Below are 17,258 nucleotides of genomic sequence, written 5' to 3'. Positions count from 1 at the left end.
ACGATGGCCGAGCTCGTCGAGATCGCCGACCCCGCCGATCCGCGGCTGGCCGACTACCGCGACCTGCGCGACGTCGAGCTCCGCAAGCACCTCGAGGCCGAGCACGGCCTCTTCCTCGCCGAGGGCGAGAAGGTCGTCCGGCGGGCCGTGGAGGCCGGCTACGCGCCGCGCTCGTTCCTCATGGCCCCGCGCTGGCTCGACGGCCTGGCCGACGTCCTCGGCCGGTCCGACGCGCCCTGCTACGTCGTCTCCGAGGACCTCGCGGAGGAGGTCACCGGCTTCCACGTCCACCGCGGCGCCCTCGCCTCTCTCCAGCGCCGCCCCCTGCCCTCGGTCGACGAGGTGCTGGCGGACGCGCGGTCGGTCCTCGTCCTCGAGGACATCGTCGACCACACCAACGTCGGCGCCATCCTGCGCTCCGGCGCCGCCCTTGGCTTCGACGCCGTCCTGCTCGCCCCTCGCTGCGCGGACCCGCTCTACCGGCGGGCGGTGAAGGTCGCGATGGGCGCCGTCTTCGCCCTGCCCTGGACCCGGCTCCCGGACTGGTACGACGCCCTGCCCGACCTCAGCCGCCGCGGCTTCACCACCGTCGCACTCACGCTCGCCCCGGACGCCGTACCCATCGAGGAGGCGGTGGCCGGCCAGGACCGGGTGGCCCTCGTGCTCGGCTCCGAGGGCCACGGCCTGTCCGAGCGGTGGGAGCAGTCCGCCGACCGGCGGGCCGTCATCCCGATGGCCCGCAGCATCGAGCACGGCGTGGACTCGCTCAACGTGGCCGCCGCGACGGCGGTGGCCTGCTACGTGACCGCCCGACGCTGACCCGACGCCGACCCGACGCCGACCCGACCCTGAGCGGCGCGTGAAATCGGACACGCTGTCGCACTACCGCTCCGGCGCCCGGGGGCCTACCCTCCCGAGCATGGCGGATGAGAACACGTTCTACCCGACGGTCCCGGTCCTGGTCTGGGGCACCGGCAACATGGGCCGCGCGTCCATCCGGTCGGTCGCTGCGCACCCGGGCCTGCGCCTGGCGGCGGTCGTGGTCAACGACCCGGCCAAGGTGGGCCGCGACGCGGGCGACCTGGCCGACCTCGGCCGCGCGCTCGGCGTCGCGGCCACCGACGATGTCGAGGCGGCGCTCGCGACGCTGGACGGCGGGGGAGCGGTCGCGTACGCCGCGTCCGGGGAGCTGCGGCCCGACGACGCCGTCGTCGACATCGCTCGCGCCCTCGCCGCAGGCGCCGTCGTCGTGACGCCGTCCGTCTACGCGCTCTACGACCACCGCAGCGCGCCGGCAGAGCTGCGCGAGCCGCTCGAGAAGGCGTGCGCCGAGGGGGGCAGCGCGCTGTTCGTGAGCGGCATCGACCCGGGCTGGGGCAACGACCTGCTGCCCGCCCTGGTCAGCGGCCTGGCCTCCGAGATCGAGCAGGTCCGCTGCCAGGAGATCTTCGACTACTCGACCTACGACGCCGAGGACTCCGTCCGCTACATCGTCGGCATGGGCCAGCCGATGGACTACGAGCCGCCGATGGTGGCCGAGGGCATCCCGTCGATGGTCTGGGGCGGACAGGTCCGGCTCATCGCCCGGGCCCTGGGCGTGGAGGTCGAGGACCTGCGCGAGAGCGTCGAGCGCCGCGCCCTCGACGCCTCGGTCACCACGGCACTCGGCGACTTCGATGCCGGCACCCAGGGAGCCCTGCGCTTCGAGGTGCAGGGCATCGTCGCCGGCGAGCCGCGGATCGTCATCGAGCACGTCACCCGGATCTCCGCGTCCTGCGCCTACGACTGGCCGATGCCGCCCGACGGCGGCGACGGGGCGCACCGGGTGATCCTCGAGGGCCGCCCCCGGATCGAGATCAACGTCGAGGCGACCGACGAGGGCGGCAACCGTGCCGCGGGCGGCAACGCCACCGCGGCCAACCGCCTCGTCAACGCGATCCCGTGGCTGCGCACCGCCAGCCCCGGCCTGTACGACGGCCTCGACGTGCCGCTCGCGCCGTCGACGTACCTGCGCACGATCGCCGAGGAGGCCTGATGTTCCTCGAGATCCCCGAGGGCAAGGACCCCATCGGCTACGTCTGGGGCGAGCTGGTGCCGGGCATCGGTCCCGCCGCCGCGACGCTGGCGATGAGCGTCTACGAGCACAGCACCCTCGGCCTGCGCGAGTTCGAGGCCGCCCGACTCCGGATCGCGCAGATCAACGGCTGCCTGTTCTGCCAGGACTGGCGCACCGAGCGCGACGGCCAGAAGGTCGAGGAGACCTTCGACCGCGCGGTCGAGGAGTGGCGCTCGACGCGTGACCTCGACGAGCGCGCCCGCCTCGCCGCGGAGTACGCCGAGCGCTACGCCCTCGACCACCACGGCATCGACGACGGCTTCTGGCAGCGGATCCGCACGCACTACACCGACCGCGAGATCGTCGAGCTGTCGATGTGCCTGGGGTCGTGGCTCGCGTTCGGGCGGCTCAACCGGGTGCTCGGACTGGACGCGGCCTGCGTCCTGCCGAGCCACGCGGCCGGCGGCTGAGGCTGCTCAGCCTGGTGCCACGCTCAGCCTGGTGCCACGCTCAGGCGGGTGTCACGCTCAGGCGGGGCGTCGCAGGAGCTCGGCGAACCGGGCGATCGTCTCGTCAATCGCGCGCTGGCACGCCGCCGACCACGGGCCCATGTCGAAGAACCCGTGGATCAGGCCCGGATAGGTCACCTGGTGCACCTCGACGCCCGCGGCGGCGAGGGCGTCGGCATAGGCGACGCCCTCGTCGCGGAGCGGGTCGAACTCGGCGGTGACCACGACCGCCGGTGGCTGCCCGGCGAGCTCGCCGTGCAACGGGGAGATCTTCGGGTCGGCGAGGTCGGGCGCGGTGTCCGCGTAGTGGCCGATGAACCAGATCAGGGTCGGCTGGTCGAGGAAGTAGCCCGTGGCGTTCTCGTCGCGCGAGGGATAGGAGCCGAGCACGTCGGTCGCCGGGTAGACCAGCAGCTGGGCGGCGACGCCGGGCACGTGCTGCGCGGCGACCGCGGACAGGTTGCCGCCCGCGGAGTCGCCGGCGACGGCGAGCACGTCGCTGCCGCCGTACTCGGCGAGCCGGGAGCCTACGTCGCGCACCGCCGCGATCGCGTCGTCGGCGGCGGCCGGGAACTTGGCCTCGGGGGCGAGCCGGTAGTCGACCGCCACCACGACCGCGCCGGCACCGGCGCTGATCGCCCGCGCCATCGCGGCATGCGTGTCGAGGTCTCCGATCACGAATCCGCCCCCGTGGAGCAGGACGACGGTCGGCACCGGCCCGTCGGCGCGCGGCCGGTAGACGCGGGCGGCCAGCGGGCCCGCCGCACCCGCCACCGTGGCGTCCTCGACCGAGGCGACCTCGGCGAGCGTGCCGGGCGGACGGAAGTCCACGGTCAGCTTGCGAAACGAGTCCCGCGCCTCGGCGGGCGTCAGGGTGTGCAGCGGGGTTCCCGACTCGATCAGCTGGAGCAGGGGCGCGAGCTCGGCGTCGACGGACATGCGGGCAACCTAGCCCACCGGCCGGTCCCGGGCATCGGGACTCAGGTCGGCCAGGCCGGGGGGTAGTCCTCCGCGGCGGCGTCGTGCTGCTTGCGCAGCTTCTTCATCGCCTTCGCCGAGATCCGGTCGCCGAACACGGTTCCGAGCGTGTGGTCGGTCTCGTGCTGCAGGCACTTCGCGAGCAGCCCGTCGCCCTCGAACCGGACCCGGCTCCCGTCGAGTCCGGTGCCCTCCACCACCGCGTAGTCGGGACGGGCGCAGTCGACGAACGCGCCGGGATAGGACAGGCAGCCCTCGGGGCTGTCGTCGAGCCGTCGCGGCACGCCCTCGGGCTCCACGAGGGTGGGGTTGCAGACCACGCCGACCACGCGCCGGCCCTCGTCGTCGGGGCAGTCGAAGACGAACATCGCGACGTCCTCGCCGATCTGGCACGCGGCCAGCCCCACGCCGTCGGCGGCGTACATGGTGGCGACCATGTCGGCGGCGAGCGAGCGCAGGGCGTCGTCGTACACCTCCACCTTGGCCTGCGGCCGGTGCATGACCGGCGTTCCCCAGCGCGTCATCGGCCGCACCGTGCCGTTGCGGGGCAGGGGTCCGTACGGCGCGTGCGGGGTCTGGTCCTCCATGCCGCGCATCGTAGGGGCCGGGACGATCGACGGCCGATTCGCCCGCGACCTGACCGTGACCCGACCGGGATCCGACCGGAATGTGGCCCAGGTGTAGCGCTGTGTGTAACTCACGGTTACAGTTGCGCCATGTCCTTGATCAGCAACCTCAAGCCGGGCGGGAAGCACGGGGTCCCGAGCAGCGAGAGCCGGGATCCGATCGGCTACCTCGTCGCCGGTCTCAACCGGCTCGCCCAGACCGACCTGCTCGACCGGGTCCGCCTCCGCAAGCCCACCGAGCAGGCCGTGTTCTCCGTCACCCGGACCGGGTTCAAGACGATGACCACCGCGAGCCGCACCTTCGCCAAGGCGGGCAAGGGCGGGCAGCCCGGCGCCCGGCCGACCCACGCCTCCGCGAGCGGCGTCTTCGACCTCACGCCCGGCGAGGACGAGCAGATGCTCGTCGACGTCGTCAGCGAGTTCGCCGACGAGATCGTCCGGCCGGCCGCGGCCGAGGCCGACAAGGCCTGCGCCGCTCCCGACGACCTGCTCAAGGCCAGCCTCGACATCGGCCTGCCGATCCTCGGCCTGCCCGAGAGCCTCGGCGGAGTGTCCGAGGAGCGCTCCGCGATGGCCGGCACGCTGGTCGCCGAGGCGCTGGCGAAGGGCGACATGGGACTGGCCGTCGCGACCCTCGCGCCCGGCTCGGTCGCGACCGCGATCGGCCTGTGGGGCACCGACGCCCAGCAGCAGACCTACCTGCCGGCGTTCAGCGCCGAGGACGGCACCGTCCCCGCCGCCGCGCTGGCGCTCAACGAGCCGACCGTCCTGTTCGACGTCCTCGCCCCGGCGACCACCGCGAAGCGGACCGCCGACGGCTACGTCCTCAACGGCACGAAGAGCCTGGTCGCCCGCGGCGACCACGCCGAGCTCTTCGTCGTGGGGGCCGACCTCGCCGGCAAGCCGGTCCTGTTCCTCGTCGAGTCCTCGACCGAGGGCCTGTCGATCGAGGGCGACCCCGGCATGGGCGTGCGTGCGGCGTCGATGACCAAGCTGGTCCTCGAGGACGTCACGGTGCCCGCCGACGCCGTGCTCGGCGAGACCGACGGGACGACCTACGCCGAGTGCGTGCGCCTGTCGCGGCTCGCGTGGTGCGCACTCGCGGTCGGCACCGGCCAGGCCGTGCTCGACTACGTGACGCCCTACGTCAAGGGCCGGGAGGCCTTCGGCGAGCCGATCGCCCACCGCCAGTCGGTGGCGTTCATGGTCGCCAACATCGCGATCGAGCTCCAGGGCATGCGCCTGCTGACCTATCGCGCCGCCTCGCGTGCCGCGGCCGGCAAGGACTTCTCCCGCGAGGTGGCGCTGGCCCGCAAGGCGTGCACCGACAAGGGCATGCAGATCGGCCTCGACGGCGTCCAGCTGCTCGGGGGCCACGGGTTCGTCAAGGAGCACCCGGTCGAGCGGTGGTACCGCGACCTGCGTGCCATCGGCATCATGGAAGGAACGGTGCTCGTCTGATGGCGATCAACCTGGAAGTCCCGAAGAAGCACCGGGCGCTGGTCGACCAGGCCCACCAGGTCGCGATGAACATGCTGCGACCCATCTCCCGCAAGTACGACATCGCCGAGCACGAGTACCCCAAGGAGCTCGACATGCTCGCGGCGATGATCGACGGGCTCTCCGAGTCCGGCGCCAGCGAGGGCGCGGGCGCGACCGGCGTACGACGCGACGCGGGCGAGGAGGACAAGAGCAAGGTCAAGAACGGCGCCAACCTGGCCTCGGTGACCTCGGTCGCCGAGATGTGCTGGGGCGACACCGGGCTGCTGCTCTCGATGCCGCGCCAGGGCCTCGGCAACTCGGCGATCGCCTCGGTCGCCAACGACGAGCAGCTCGAGCGGTTCAAGGGCCGCTGGGCGTCGATGGCGATCACCGAGCCGTCGTTCGGCTCCGACTCCGCGGCGATCTCGACCACCGCCGTGCTCGACGGGGACGAGTACGTCATCAACGGCGAGAAGATCTTCGTCACCTCCGGTGAGCGCTCCGACTGCATCGTCGTGTGGGCGACCCTCGACAAGTCGCTGGGCCGGGCCGCGATCAAGTCGTTCGTGGTCGAGAAGGACACCCCCGGCGTCAAGGTCGAGCGGCTCGAGGAGAAGCTCGGCATCCGAGCCTCCGACACCGCCGTGATCACCTTCACCGACGCCCGCGTGCCCAAGGACAACCTCCTCGGCTCGCCGGAGATCAACGTCGAGCAGGGCTTCGCCGGCGCGATGGCGACCTTCGACAACACCCGACCGCTGGTCGCCGCGATGGCCGTGGGCTGCGCCCGCGCGTCGCTCGACCTCACCCGCGACCTGTTGAAGGAGGCCGGGATCGAGGTCGACTACGACCGGCCGGCGATCCTGCAGCACGCGGCCGCCGCCAAGTTCCTCCAGCTCGAGGCCGACTGGGAGGCCGGGCGCCTCCTCACCCTCCAGGCCGCGTGGATGGCCGACAACCGCAAGCCCAACTCGCTGGAGGCCTCGATGGCCAAGGCGAAGGCCGGTCGGGTGGGCTCCGACGTCACGCTCTCGTGCGTCGAGCTGTGCGCGTCGATCGGCTACAGCGAGGAGGAGCTCCTCGAGAAGTGGGCCCGCGACTCCAAGATCCTCGACATCTTCGAGGGCACCCAGCAGATCCAGCAGCTGATCGTCGCGCGCCGGATCCTGGGACTGTCGAGCGCCGAGCTCAAGTGAGCTGACCTGAGCTGACGGCTCGCCTTCGGGGCCCGTCCCCTGCCGGTGGTGGGGGACGGGTCTCGACGCTCTCCGGCGCTAGAACGTGTTGCAATTGGGCAAAGACCGCAGACTCCGGGCCCGAATTGCTGCGGTTTGGGACCAAACCGCAACATCTCACCCGCCCCCGCGGAGCACCTGCGCCCCCGGCCCCGGTGCGACGACATGGTGCCGCGGAGAGGCCCAGCGACGCTCGGCGTACGCCGCATCCACCGCCTCCCGTACGGCGCCGACCCGGTCCGCCGCGACCAGGGCGATCGTGCAGCCGCCGAACCCGCCGCCGGTCAGCCGCGCGCCGAGCGCCCCCGCGGCGAGCGCGGCGTCCACCGCGCGATCCAGCTGGGGCACGCTCACCTCGTAGTCGTCGCGCAGCGAGACGTGCGAGGCCGTCATCAGCTCCCCGAGGCGCGGCCAGTCACGATCACCGATCGCGTCGACCGCGGCGCGCACCCGTGCGTTCTCGGTCGCGACGTGCCGCCGCCGGCGCGGGTCGCCCGCGGCGCACTCGCGGCGGCGCTGGGCATAGCCGCCGTCACCGTCGGCGAGGGCGTGGCGCACCCGGCTGTCGGAGACCAGCAGGCTCAGCCCGTCCGCGGCGATTGGGAGCGGCACGGGGGTCGTCGCGGGGCAGCCGGGGTCCGCGAAGTCGATGAGCAGCGCGTGGCCGGGCGAGCAGAGCATCGCGGCGAGCTGGTCCATGCCGCCGGTGGGGGCGCCGACGTGGTCGGTCTCCGCGCGGCGGCAGGCCTCGGCCAGGACCCGGCGCCCGGACTCGTCTAGGGGTGCGCCGACCACGCCGGCGATCGCGGTCGCCACCGCGCACTCGAGCGCGGCGGAGCTGGAGAGGCCACCGCCGAGCGGCAGCGTGGAGACGAGGTCGATGTCGAGCCCGGGCACCTCCCAGCCGATCCGGCGCAGCTGCGCGACCACGCCGACGACATACTCCTGCCAGTGCCGGTCGCCCGCGACGGCCTCGCGGCTGGTCGTCCGGATCCGGCCGTCGGACCGTCGCCGCACGGTGGCGGTGGTCGCCAGGTCGATCGCGAAGGGCAGGCACAGGCCGCCGTTGTAGTCGGTGTGCTCGCCGATCAGGTTGACCCGGCCGGGTGCGCGGGCCACGACGGGCGCGGAGGGGGAGGTCACACCGGCATCCTGCCCGTTCGGGCGGGTGCGGACCGGGCTCCGTGGTCATCTAGGGTGACCGCCGTGCCCCGCCCGCTCATCGTCGCCGCCGCCCGCTCCGAGGTCGCCTACGTGCCGGCCGGGATCGACGTGGTCGTCACCGGCATCGGCAAGACCGCCGCCGCGACCGCGCTGACCCGCCACCTCGCGGGGCGCTGCGACCTCGCCGATCTCGTCGTCGTGAACCTCGGCACCGCGGGCGCGCTGCACGACGGTCTCGACGGCGAGCACGGCCTGTACGAGGTGGGCACCGTGCTCAACCACGACATCAACGGCGAGGCGATCCGGGCCCTCGGCTACGACCCGCGCGACCGGTTCGTGATCGGGGAGAGCCCGACTGTGCTGGCCAGCGGCGACGTCTTCGTCAACGACCCGCAGGTGCGCAGCCGCCTCGCCGAGCGCGCCCAGCTCGTCGACATGGAGGGGTACGCCGTCGCGTACGTCGCCCAGGAGTTCGGGGTGCCGCTGCGGATGGTCAAGCACGTCTCCGACAACGCCGACGAGGGTGCGATGGAGTGGGTCGCACTGGTCGACCGGAGTGCGCGGGTCCTGGGGGAGTGGGCGGCGACCCACCTCGGGTGAGGGTCAGCGACTGCTCGACGCCCGGCGACCACGGACCACGCCGACGAAGTCCTGGTGGACGGGGCTGTCGGCGTCGCGGAGCCAGACGAGCGCGACCGTGGTCGGCTCGAGGTCGACCACACGGTGCACGACGTCCTTGCGGTGGTACAGGCGCGCGACGGACATCGGCACGATGACGATCCCACTGCCCGAGGCCGCGACCTCGATCGCGTCCTTCACGGTCATCTCCGGGAAGGGCAGCTGCTCGACGGTCGGCGTCCAGCCGGAGGGATGCGGCAGCACGAGCTGCTCGTCGGCCAGGTCGGCCACGGGGATGGGGGAGTCGCCGTCGGCAGCCGCCACGAAGTGCTCCCGGCTCGCGACGACGACCGGCAGCTCGTCGTACAGACGCACGCAGTGCAGGGGCGCGGGCGTCTCGAGGTCGACGGGCAGCCGGACCAGCGACAGGTCCGCCGTGCCGTCGTCGAGGACCGCGCGCTGACGCGCCTCCTCCGTCGGGAGGAGGTCGAGCCGGATCCGCGGTTGGCGCTCGCGCCACACGCGGGCCCACTTGTCGGGAGTCACTCCGGGAACGAAGGCCACACGCAGCTCCTGCATGCGCCCAGGATCCCAGAGTGCTCCCGCCGGCGGCCCCAGGGACCGTGGGTCTGGGGCGCGTCCTAGCCCTGGGCGACCAGGCCGAACTGCAGGGTGCCGCTGTCGTCGATGCCGGCGTCGAGCACCATCGCGTCGAGCTGCTGGGCGGAGCCCTGGTCGAGATAGACCGTGGCGCCGTCCTGCTCGACGACCTGGTCGCCGGGTTCGGCCTGTTCGGCGGCCGAGACGGCGAAGCCGGCCTCGGCCTGGGTGATCCGCAGTCCCGCGGAGTCGGGGACGTCGGGTGCGTCGGTCATCTGCTTGACGATCGTGCAGGCGTTCTCGGTGAGGGTGAGCATGGCGTGCCTTCTCGGTTCGTGGTCAGAGACCTTTCCCACCGTTGCAGGTGGCCGCATCCGGTTCAAGGCGTCCGGCGTGTCGCCGGACCGCCCGGCGTGCTCCCAGCGCCGCGTACGTGCCGGTCAGTGCGGTGACCATCGCCATCGCTCGCGGGCTGCTGTCGCGCCGGACCAGGTGCCCGAGGCCGGTGACCGTGTCCGACAGGTCGACACCCAGCGAGAGCAGCTGCAGCCGGTCCCGGTCCCCACCCGTGGACAGCAGGTACGCCGCGCCCAACGCGATCGCCCGGCCGCCGTAGATCCGGGTCAGGTAGCCGAGCTCCGGCGTCGCGGTGATCCCGAACGCGCGCGCCGTCGTCGCGGGCCCGACGAGGGACGCGAGACCCAGGCCGATCCGGCCCCAGGCGAGGAGGTCGAGGCTGTCCGGGCGGTCGGCGCCGCCCCTGCGAGCTGGTTCCATGGACCGATGCTGCCCGGGTCCGGCGCCCGGCGGCCATGACCCGGGAGGTCAAGGTGGAGCCGGAAGGGGGTGCCGATGCGGTGTCCGGGCCCAGCCTTTGCTACGGTTTCTCCGCACTCGTCCGGGTGGCGGAATTGGCAGACGCGCTAGCTTGAGGTGCTAGTGCCCGTATTAGGGCGTGGGGGTTCAAGTCCCCCCTCGGACACAGATGAAGACCCCAGGGCCCACCCTGGGGTCTTCTGACATTTCCGGCCACCCGGGCCGAGCAGGTGGAGCCCGCGGCGCGTCGCCCGCTCCGAGCCGGACCCGTCGATGGCGGACGTCGAGGCGCCGTCGTACGACGGAGCGGGGACCGGGACCAGGGTCCCGACTTTCCCGCTTCCGGACCGCGGCGCTGCGGTGGCCGCTAGCGTCCGGCCGTGACCCCTTCCCGGCCCCGTGCCCTCGTCTCCCTCTCCCTCGCGACGCTGGCCACGGCGACGCTCGTCGGCGCCGGCGGTGCGGCCCAGGCGGCGGACCGCGCCCAGCAGGACGTGCGGGTGATCAGCGCGTGCTTCAGCGTGAAGACCGGGAAGATCCGCATCGTCAAGAACATCAAGCGGTGCCGTCCCGGCGAGGAGCACATCCGCTGGACGCGCGGCACCGACCGCAACCGCGGACCGCAGGGCCAGCCGGGTGCGGACGGTGCCGCGGGACCGGCCGGCCCGGCGGGCGCCGCCGGCACTCCGGGTGCGACGGGTGGCATCGGTCCGGCGGGCCCCGTCGGACCGACGGGGGCGACCGGCGCCACCGGAGCGGCCGGCACGGCGGGCACGGACGGCGGCATCGGCCCGGCCGGCCCCACGGGCGCGACCGGAGCCACCGGGCCGACCGGTCCCGCGGGCGCCGACGGAGCGACCGGTCCGGCCGGTCCCGCGGGTGCGACCGGGGCGACCGGCCCCGCCGGATCCGGGACCATGCTGTCGAGCAGCAGCGGCCAGCCCGCCGTCACGACCACCGTCCTGGGCGGCGTCGGCAACACCGTCACCGTGCTGCCGATCAACGGCACCGGAGCCGTCAGCGGCGTCCCGGTCGTCGGCAGCAAGATCGACGCGACCGGCAGCGGCGTCGCCGGGCTTGCCCAGCCGATCACCGGTGACCGCACGCTCACCGGCATCGACGGCCGCTTCACCAACAACGCCGCGATGTCGCTCGTCGGGTCCACCCTGAGCCTCGAGGTGGAGGTGTGGGCCTCGGCGGCGCTCGACAACGTCTTCACCCGGGTCCCGGGCGCGTCCTGCACCCTGGGGCCCGCCCTCACCGGGATCGTCCCGATCGGCACGGTCGGCGCCTGCAGCACGACCGGCCTCACCGTCCCGCTGACCGACCAGACGCAGGTCATCCTGGTCGTCCGCTCCACCGTCACGGCCGGCCTCGACGTGGCGTCGGCGCTGACGGGCTACTGGTCGGCGGGCCTCGCGCTGTCCTGACGTCGGCGCCGCACCCCGGCCTTCCGTCCCTCTCTCACTGTGCTGCCGACATGTAGCACAGATGCACGACGACGTCTTCCGATCGGCGCTGTCGGCCGCTATGGTGGCCCTCGCGCGCGCGAACACGTCTGATCTTTCAGATTTTCTGAAAGATCACGTGCAGAAGTCCTCGATGGACGCGTAGGCGCCGCCGCCCACAGACTCCCTTCCTGAGATCCAAGCCGCGGCCCCGATCGGATCGGGACCGCCTCACAGGAAGCGCGATCTATGGCGAAACGATCCCGGAGAGTGGTGCCCGTCGGGCTCGCCCTCGCCCTGGCCCTCGCGGTGGCCGGCTGCAATGCCAACTCGTCGTCCGACGACTCCACCGAGGGCAAGGGCAAGGGCAAGGCGACGACGGCGATGGAGTCGGTGCCCCAGGGCGGGACCCTGCACTACCTCTCGCGGAGGGCGACCGAGACCTTCGAGACCGCCAACGCGCAGATGGTCCCGACCAGCCGGCTGCGGTGGGTGCACCGCGGGCTGACCTCGTGGCAGACCTTCCCCGACAAGGACACGGTCCTGGTGCCGGACCTCGCGACCGACACCGGCACGACGGACGACGGCGGCCGGACCTGGACGTTCACGCTCCAGGAGGGCCTGAAGTTCTCCGACGGCACGCCGATCACCGCGCAGGACGTGAAGTACGGCATCGAACGGTCGTTCGCGCCGATGTTCCAGGGCGGCCTGGGCTACCACAAGACGCTGCTGGAGGGCGGGCCCGACTACGACGGGCCGTACGACGGCAAGGGGCTCGACTCCATCGAGGTGGTCGACGACCACAAGATCGTCTTCCACCTGAGCCGCCCGTTCGGCAACTGGCCGTGGATCGTCAGCATGCCCGCGTTCGCGCCGGTGCCGAAGGCGGCCGACACCGAGCCCGAGACCTACGGCGAGAACCCGGTCGCGAGCGGTCCGTACATGGTGACCAGCTTCAGCAAGGGCACCCAGGCCGTGCTCGAGCGCAACCCCAACTGGAGCGCCGACACCGACCAGGCGCGCCTCGCCGGCCCGGACAAGATCATCCTCGACATGGGCCTGAACAACGACACGATCGTCCAGCGCCTGATCGACGACAAGGGCGACGACCAGAGCGCGATCAGCAACGCGCTGATCTCCCCGTCGCAGTTCCAGCGCATCGAGTCCGACCCGTCGATCTCGGACCGGATGGCCAACGGGCCGTCGGGCTACTTCCGCTATCTCGCGATGAACGTCAAGCGCCCGGCGCTCTCCGACGTCCGGGTGCGCCAGGCGATCAACTACGCGATCAACAAGGCCGAGATCCAGAGCGTTTACGGCGGCCCGAAGTTCGGCGGCCAGCTCACCTCCTCGATCATGACCGAGGGGATCCCCGGCGCGACCGACTACGACCTCTACGACGGCGGCGACACGGGCGACGTCGAGAAGGCCGAGGAGCTGCTCGCCGAAGCCGGCGTGACGGACCTGAAGCTCACCCTCACCTACCCGACCGACGTCAGCGCGATCGAGGAGAAGGAGGCGCAGAGCATCAAGAACTCGCTGGCCCGGGCCGGCATCGAGGTCGCGCTCAAGGGCCTCGACGCGAACACCTGGTACGAGCTGATCTCGTCCGCCGACGGTGACTACGACATGACCACCAACGGGTGGGGTGCGGACTTCCCGAGCGGCATGAGCACCATCCAGCCGCTGTTCGCGTCCAGCGAGATCGGCGACGGCGGCGGCAACGCCTCGCAGTACTCCAACCCCGAGGTGGACGCCGCCATCGACGCCGCGATCTCGGAGCCGGATCTCGACAAGGCGGCCGAGATGTGGGCCGCGATCGACCGGCGGATCATGGAGGACGCTCCCATCGTGCCGATCCTCGTGCAGCGCACGCAGGCCCTGGCCGGGTCGAAGATCGTCAACTACTTCATGCCCGCCTACCCGCCGTTCGCGAACGAGCTGGTCGTCGGTGTCGATCGCTGAGACCCAGCAGGCGGAGGGCCGGCGTACGTCGGTCCTCCGCCGCTTCCTCCGCAGGAGGTCCGGTGTGGCGGGCCTGGTGATGCTCGTCGTACCGATGGTCGCGGGGCTGTGCGCCCCGCTGCTCGTGCGGCTCGAGGGGCAGGATCCCCACACCTTCCACACCGACCTGCTCGACCCCGACGGCGGCCGCCCGCTGGGCGCGTTCGGCGGTGTCAGCGCCGACCACTGGCTCGGGGTCGCCCCGGTCACGGGCGTGGACCTGTTCGCGCAGATCGTCTACGGCATCCGCTCGTCGCTGTTCATCGCGTTCGGCGCGAGCATCCTGTCGATCGTGGTCGCCGCCGTCCTCGGGACCGCGATGGGCTACTTCGGCGGGTGGGTCAACGCCGTCGCCGGCCGCCTCATCGACTTCATGTTCGGCTTCCCGGGCCTGATGTTCGTCATCGCGATCATGGCGATCGTGCCGCCTGAGCTGCCGCGCGGCCTGGTGCTCGTGCTGGTCCTCGCCTTCTTCGGGTGGACCGTCCCCGCACGGATCATCGGTGCGCAGGCGAGCGCGATCAACGCGCGCGCCTTCGTCGAGGCGGCACGAGCGACCGGCGCACCACCCACGCAGATCATCCGCAGGGAGATGCTGCCGCACCTGTTCGGCCTGGTCGTCGTCCTGTTCGCGATGTCGCTGCCGACCAATGTCAGCGTCGTCGCCGGCCTGTCGTTCCTGGGAGTCGGCCTGCGCGGCGACGTACCGGACCTCGGCAAGCTGCTCTCCGACTCCCTGCCGTGGATCTACAGCGGTGCGGACGTCTGGTACATGCTCTTCCCCGGCGCCGTGGTGTTCCTGATCGTCTTCGGCGCCACGCTCGCCGGCGACGCGCTCCGCGACGTCCTCGACGTGCGCACGGAGGATGCCGCATGATCGCCTACATCGCCCGCCGCATGGTCACCGCGGTGTTCATGCTCCTCGCGATCGCCTTCGTGACGATCGCCCTCTTCTTCGGCGCGTCCAAGGATCCGGCCCGCGCCATGTGCGGCAAGCCCTGCCCGGCCGAGACCAAGGCCAAGGTCAGCGCGTACATGCAGACCGACCAGAGCGTCGTGTGGCAGTACGGCGAGTTCGTGAAGGGACTCTTCGTCGGCCGCACCTACGGTGACGGCGCGCAACAGGTGGAATGCGCCGCGCCGTGCTTCGGCTACTCGTTCCCCAACCGCAGCGACGTCACCACCCTCATCGGCGAGCGGCTGCCGGTGACCTTGTCCCTCGCGCTCGGAGCCGCGGTGCTCTGCCTCGTGGTCGGGATCGGGCTCGGCGCCCTATCGGCGATCCGCAAGGGCGGCATCGTCGACCGCTTCTCGACCGGGTTCGCGATGTTCGGCCTCTCGGTGCCGACCTTCCTCGTCGGCCTGTTGGTCGTCCAGGTCTTCGGATTCATGCTCAACGTGCTGCCGTTCTCGGGATTCGTACCGTTCTCGGAGTCACCGGTGGAATGGGCGTGGCACCTGATCGGGCCGTGGATGGTGCTGTCCTTCATCCTCGCCGCGAGCTACGTCCGGGTGACCCGCACGCAGCTCCTCAACGAGCTGTCGGCCGAGCACCTGGTCGCGATGACGGCCCGCGGCGCGTCGCCTCGCCAGGTCAACCGTCACGCCGTGCGCGGTGTGATGGTGCCCGTCAGCGCGATGTTCGCCCTCGACGTCACCGCTCTGCTGGGTGGCTCGGTGATCGCGGAGAAGGTCTTCAGCCTCCACGGCCTCGGCGACCTGCTGCTGTCCGGCGTCAACGAGTCCGACCTCAGCATCGTGGTCGGGGTGACGCTCTTCTCGGCGTTCCTGATCATCGTCGGCAACCTGGTCGTCGACCTGCTCCTGCCGCTTCTCGACCCGAGGATCCGCCGTGCCTGACCCCGTGCTCCAGATCGAGGACCTGACCATCTCGTTCACCTCGGGCGCGACCTCCTTCGACGTCGTGCGCGACCTGTCGGTGGCGCTCGACGGAGGACGCACGCTGGCCGTCGTCGGCGAGTCGGGCTCGGGCAAGACGATCACCGGACGCGCGATCATGCGACTGCTCCCGCGCGGCGCGAGCGCCCGCGGGCGGATCGTCGTCGCCGGCCGGGACATGCTCGCCGCGGACGAGCGCGCGCTGCGCCGCGCCCGCGGGACGGATGTCGCGATGGTCTTCCAGGACTCGATGTCTGCGCTCAGCCCCTATCTCGACATCGGGGCGCACATCGCGCAGGCGGTCCGGCTCCACGACCCGGCGGTCGCCCGGCGCACGGCGCGGGCCCGCGCGGTGGAGATGCTCGAGAGGGTCGGCATCCCCGACCCCGCGGACGCCGTACGCCGCTTCCCGCACGAGTTCTCCGGCGGCATGCGGCAGCGCGCGGTGATCGCCATGGCGCTGGTGAACCGGCCGGCACTGCTCATCGCCGACGAGCCCACCACGGCGCTCGACGTCACCGTGCAGGCCCAGATCCTGGCCCTGCTGCGCGAGCTGCAGGACGAGTACGGCATGGCCATGCTGCTGATCAGCCACGACTTCGGGGTGGTGGCGAGCGCCGCCGACGATGTCCTCGTCCTCTACGCCGGTCGCGAGGCCGAGTACGGCCGCCTGCGCGACATCTTCGAGGAGCCGGCGCATCCCTACACCGCGGGACTGCGGGCCGCGACGCCACGGCTGGACGCCCGCCTCGACAACGGTGGCGAGCGCACCCGGCTGCGGGCCATCCCCGGCGCGCCGACCTCCCTGCGCGACGCGGGCCCGGGCTGCGCCTTCGCTCCGCGGTGCGGGCTGGCCGGCCAGGTCGGCGAGCGATGCCTGGTCGAGGTGCCGCTGCCGGCCCCGCGGCCGGCGAGCGCCGGGGACGGCGTGCACCGCGCCGCCTGCCATCTCGACCGGCTCCCCTCGCCGCAGGAGGTGGCCCGATGAGCACCCCGATTCTGGAGATGACCGACGTCAGCAAGCGGTTCCCCGGGGCCGGCGCCTTCGGTCGCGGCCGCCGGGGCCACCTCGCCGTGGACGGCGTGTCACTGCGGGTGGAGCGCGGTGAGGCGCTCGGTCTGGTGGGGGAGTCGGGCTCGGGCAAGTCGACCCTTGCTCGGATGGCCAACGGCCTGGTGGTGCCGACATCGGGCACCGTACGGACCGACGGTCACGACGTCGCGGCGCTGGGCCGACGCGGACTCCGCCGGCTGCGGCGCAACGTCGCGATGGTCTTCCAGGACCCGCTCGCCTCGCTCAACCCGCGCCAGACCGTGCGCCAGACCCTGGAGAACGTCTATCGCGCGCACGGCGAGACGACGACGACCGCCGACCTGGTTGCGCTGCTGGAGTCCGTCGGCCTCGGCCCCGACTACCTCGCCCGCTATCCGCACGAGGCGTCCGGCGGCCAGCTCCAGCGGGTAGCGGTCGCGCGGGCGCTCGCGCTCAAGCCGGACCTGATCATCGCCGACGAGCCGACCTCGGCCCTCGACGTCAGCGTGCGCGCCCAGATCCTCAACCTGCTCGCCGACCTCCAGCGCGACCGGGGGATCTCCTTCCTGCATGTCAGCCACGACCTCGCCGTGATCCGCCTCTACAGCGACCGGGTCGCCGTGATGCAGCGCGGTCGGATCGTGGAGACCGGGCCGTCGGAGGAGATCTTCAGCGCGCCGCAGCATCCCTGCACCCAGGCGCTGGTGGCGGCGACCCCGGAGGCCGAGTTGCCGGCCTGACCTTTCGCCCGAGCGCTGCACGACGTCGACGCGCCGTGCCACGATCAGCA

Annotated in this window: 18 protein-coding genes and 1 tRNA gene; 13 read left to right on the top strand and 6 right to left on the bottom strand. The window is 72.2% G+C overall.

Annotated features, from left to right (window positions below):
• The first annotated feature begins 3 nt into the window (after positions 1 to 3).
• The 3 genes from ACPZVR_RS11355 (at position 4) to ACPZVR_RS11345 (ending at position 2,526) form a co-directional block, all read left to right on the top strand.
• A complete protein-coding gene (locus ACPZVR_RS11355; protein WP_436699694.1) occupies positions 4 to 819 on the top strand; it encodes a TrmH family RNA methyltransferase in 816 nt (271 codons plus the stop codon).
• A gap of 100 nt (positions 820 to 919) precedes the next feature.
• Positions 920 to 2,035: an NAD(P)H-dependent amine dehydrogenase family protein gene (locus ACPZVR_RS11350; RefSeq protein ID WP_436699693.1), complete on the top strand. Its 1,116-nt coding sequence runs from the start codon at positions 920 to 922 to the stop codon at positions 2,033 to 2,035.
• Positions 2,035 to 2,526 (top strand): carboxymuconolactone decarboxylase family protein, encoded by a 492-nt coding sequence (locus ACPZVR_RS11345; protein ID WP_436699692.1) that lies wholly within the window; start codon positions 2,035 to 2,037, stop codon positions 2,524 to 2,526. Before ACPZVR_RS11350 ends, ACPZVR_RS11345 begins: the two co-directional genes overlap by 1 nt.
• Before the next feature lie 57 nt (positions 2,527 to 2,583).
• On the opposite strand, the gene ACPZVR_RS11340 is transcribed toward ACPZVR_RS11345, so the two are convergent.
• Both ACPZVR_RS11340 and def read right to left on the bottom strand, forming a co-directional pair.
• Complete coding sequence (locus ACPZVR_RS11340) at positions 2,584 to 3,504, bottom strand: alpha/beta hydrolase (RefSeq protein WP_436699691.1); 921 nt, start codon at positions 3,502 to 3,504, stop codon at positions 2,584 to 2,586.
• A 41-nt stretch (positions 3,505 to 3,545) separates the two neighbouring features.
• Positions 3,546 to 4,139: a peptide deformylase gene (def, locus tag ACPZVR_RS11335; protein ID WP_436699690.1), complete on the bottom strand. Its 594-nt coding sequence runs from the start codon at positions 4,137 to 4,139 to the stop codon at positions 3,546 to 3,548.
• Positions 4,140 to 4,259: 120 nt separating this feature from the next.
• Here def and ACPZVR_RS11330 point away from each other — a divergent pair, with 120 nt between their 5' ends.
• Both ACPZVR_RS11330 and ACPZVR_RS11325 read left to right on the top strand, forming a co-directional pair.
• On the top strand, positions 4,260 to 5,630 hold the full coding sequence (locus tag ACPZVR_RS11330; protein ID WP_436699689.1) for an acyl-CoA dehydrogenase family protein: 1,371 nt from the start codon (positions 4,260 to 4,262) through the stop codon (positions 5,628 to 5,630).
• Positions 5,630 to 6,847: an acyl-CoA dehydrogenase family protein gene (locus ACPZVR_RS11325; RefSeq protein WP_436699688.1), complete on the top strand. Its 1,218-nt coding sequence runs from the start codon at positions 5,630 to 5,632 to the stop codon at positions 6,845 to 6,847. The genes ACPZVR_RS11330 and ACPZVR_RS11325 overlap by 1 nt, the downstream gene beginning before the upstream one ends.
• A 156-nt stretch (positions 6,848 to 7,003) precedes the next feature.
• On the opposite strand, the gene ACPZVR_RS11320 is transcribed toward ACPZVR_RS11325, so the two are convergent.
• Positions 7,004 to 8,029 carry a galactokinase gene (locus ACPZVR_RS11320; RefSeq protein WP_436699687.1) on the bottom strand — a complete coding sequence of 342 codons (1,026 nt, stop codon included), beginning with the start codon at positions 8,027 to 8,029 and terminating at the stop codon, positions 7,004 to 7,006.
• 63 nt (positions 8,030 to 8,092) lie between these two features.
• Between ACPZVR_RS11320 and ACPZVR_RS11315 the strand changes: the two genes are divergently transcribed.
• The gene (locus tag ACPZVR_RS11315) at positions 8,093 to 8,650 is read left to right on the top strand and encodes a nucleosidase (RefSeq protein ID WP_436699686.1); all 558 of its coding nucleotides are present in this window, start codon (positions 8,093 to 8,095) and stop codon (positions 8,648 to 8,650) included.
• Positions 8,651 to 8,653: 3 nt separating this feature from the next.
• Here the strand turns inward: ACPZVR_RS11315 and ACPZVR_RS11310 are convergent, their stop codons facing one another.
• The 3 genes from ACPZVR_RS11310 to ACPZVR_RS11300 form a co-directional block, all read right to left on the bottom strand.
• The gene (locus tag ACPZVR_RS11310; RefSeq protein WP_436699685.1) at positions 8,654 to 9,247 is read right to left on the bottom strand and encodes a LysR substrate-binding domain-containing protein; all 594 of its coding nucleotides are present in this window, start codon (positions 9,245 to 9,247) and stop codon (positions 8,654 to 8,656) included.
• 62 nt (positions 9,248 to 9,309) lie between these two features.
• Positions 9,310 to 9,585: a Fe-S cluster assembly protein HesB gene (locus tag ACPZVR_RS11305; RefSeq protein WP_436699684.1), complete on the bottom strand. Its 276-nt coding sequence runs from the start codon at positions 9,583 to 9,585 to the stop codon at positions 9,310 to 9,312.
• Positions 9,586 to 9,607: 22 nt separating this feature from the next.
• Complete coding sequence (locus tag ACPZVR_RS11300) at positions 9,608 to 10,045, bottom strand: hypothetical protein (RefSeq protein ID WP_436699683.1); 438 nt, start codon at positions 10,043 to 10,045, stop codon at positions 9,608 to 9,610.
• A gap of 119 nt (positions 10,046 to 10,164) precedes the next feature.
• On the opposite strand from ACPZVR_RS11300, the gene ACPZVR_RS11295 reads away from it, so the two are divergent.
• From ACPZVR_RS11295 to ACPZVR_RS11265, 7 genes are all read left to right on the top strand, one after another.
• Positions 10,165 to 10,250 (top strand) — tRNA-Leu (locus tag ACPZVR_RS11295).
• 214 nt (positions 10,251 to 10,464) lie between these two features.
• Entirely contained in the window at positions 10,465 to 11,514 is a 1,050-nt protein-coding gene (locus ACPZVR_RS11290; RefSeq protein ID WP_436699682.1) for a hypothetical protein, read from the top strand.
• Positions 11,515 to 11,805: 291 nt separating this feature from the next.
• Positions 11,806 to 13,497 carry an ABC transporter substrate-binding protein gene (locus ACPZVR_RS11285; protein ID WP_436699681.1) on the top strand — a complete coding sequence of 564 codons (1,692 nt, stop codon included), beginning with the start codon at positions 11,806 to 11,808 and terminating at the stop codon, positions 13,495 to 13,497.
• The gene (locus tag ACPZVR_RS11280; RefSeq protein WP_436699680.1) at positions 13,484 to 14,413 is read left to right on the top strand and encodes an ABC transporter permease; all 930 of its coding nucleotides are present in this window, start codon (positions 13,484 to 13,486) and stop codon (positions 14,411 to 14,413) included. The genes ACPZVR_RS11285 and ACPZVR_RS11280 overlap by 14 nt, the downstream gene beginning before the upstream one ends.
• Positions 14,410 to 15,396, top strand: a complete 987-nt coding sequence (locus tag ACPZVR_RS11275; RefSeq protein WP_436699679.1) for an ABC transporter permease — start codon at positions 14,410 to 14,412, stop codon at positions 15,394 to 15,396. The genes ACPZVR_RS11280 and ACPZVR_RS11275 overlap by 4 nt, the downstream gene beginning before the upstream one ends.
• Positions 15,389 to 16,423 carry an ABC transporter ATP-binding protein gene (locus tag ACPZVR_RS11270; protein ID WP_436699678.1) on the top strand — a complete coding sequence of 345 codons (1,035 nt, stop codon included), beginning with the start codon at positions 15,389 to 15,391 and terminating at the stop codon, positions 16,421 to 16,423. The genes ACPZVR_RS11275 and ACPZVR_RS11270 overlap by 8 nt, the downstream gene beginning before the upstream one ends.
• Positions 16,420 to 17,208: an ATP-binding cassette domain-containing protein gene (locus ACPZVR_RS11265; RefSeq protein ID WP_436699677.1), complete on the top strand. Its 789-nt coding sequence runs from the start codon at positions 16,420 to 16,422 to the stop codon at positions 17,206 to 17,208. The genes ACPZVR_RS11270 and ACPZVR_RS11265 overlap by 4 nt, the downstream gene beginning before the upstream one ends.
• The last annotated feature ends 50 nt before the right edge of the window (positions 17,209 to 17,258 follow it).

Origin of the sequence: Nocardioides segetis, assembly GCF_051390595.1 — a bacterium.
Taxonomy (GTDB): Bacteria; Actinomycetota; Actinomycetes; order Propionibacteriales; family Nocardioidaceae; genus Nocardioides.
Note: the sequence above shows the minus strand (reverse complement) of the source record. Positions and strands in the feature narration are given on the sequence as shown.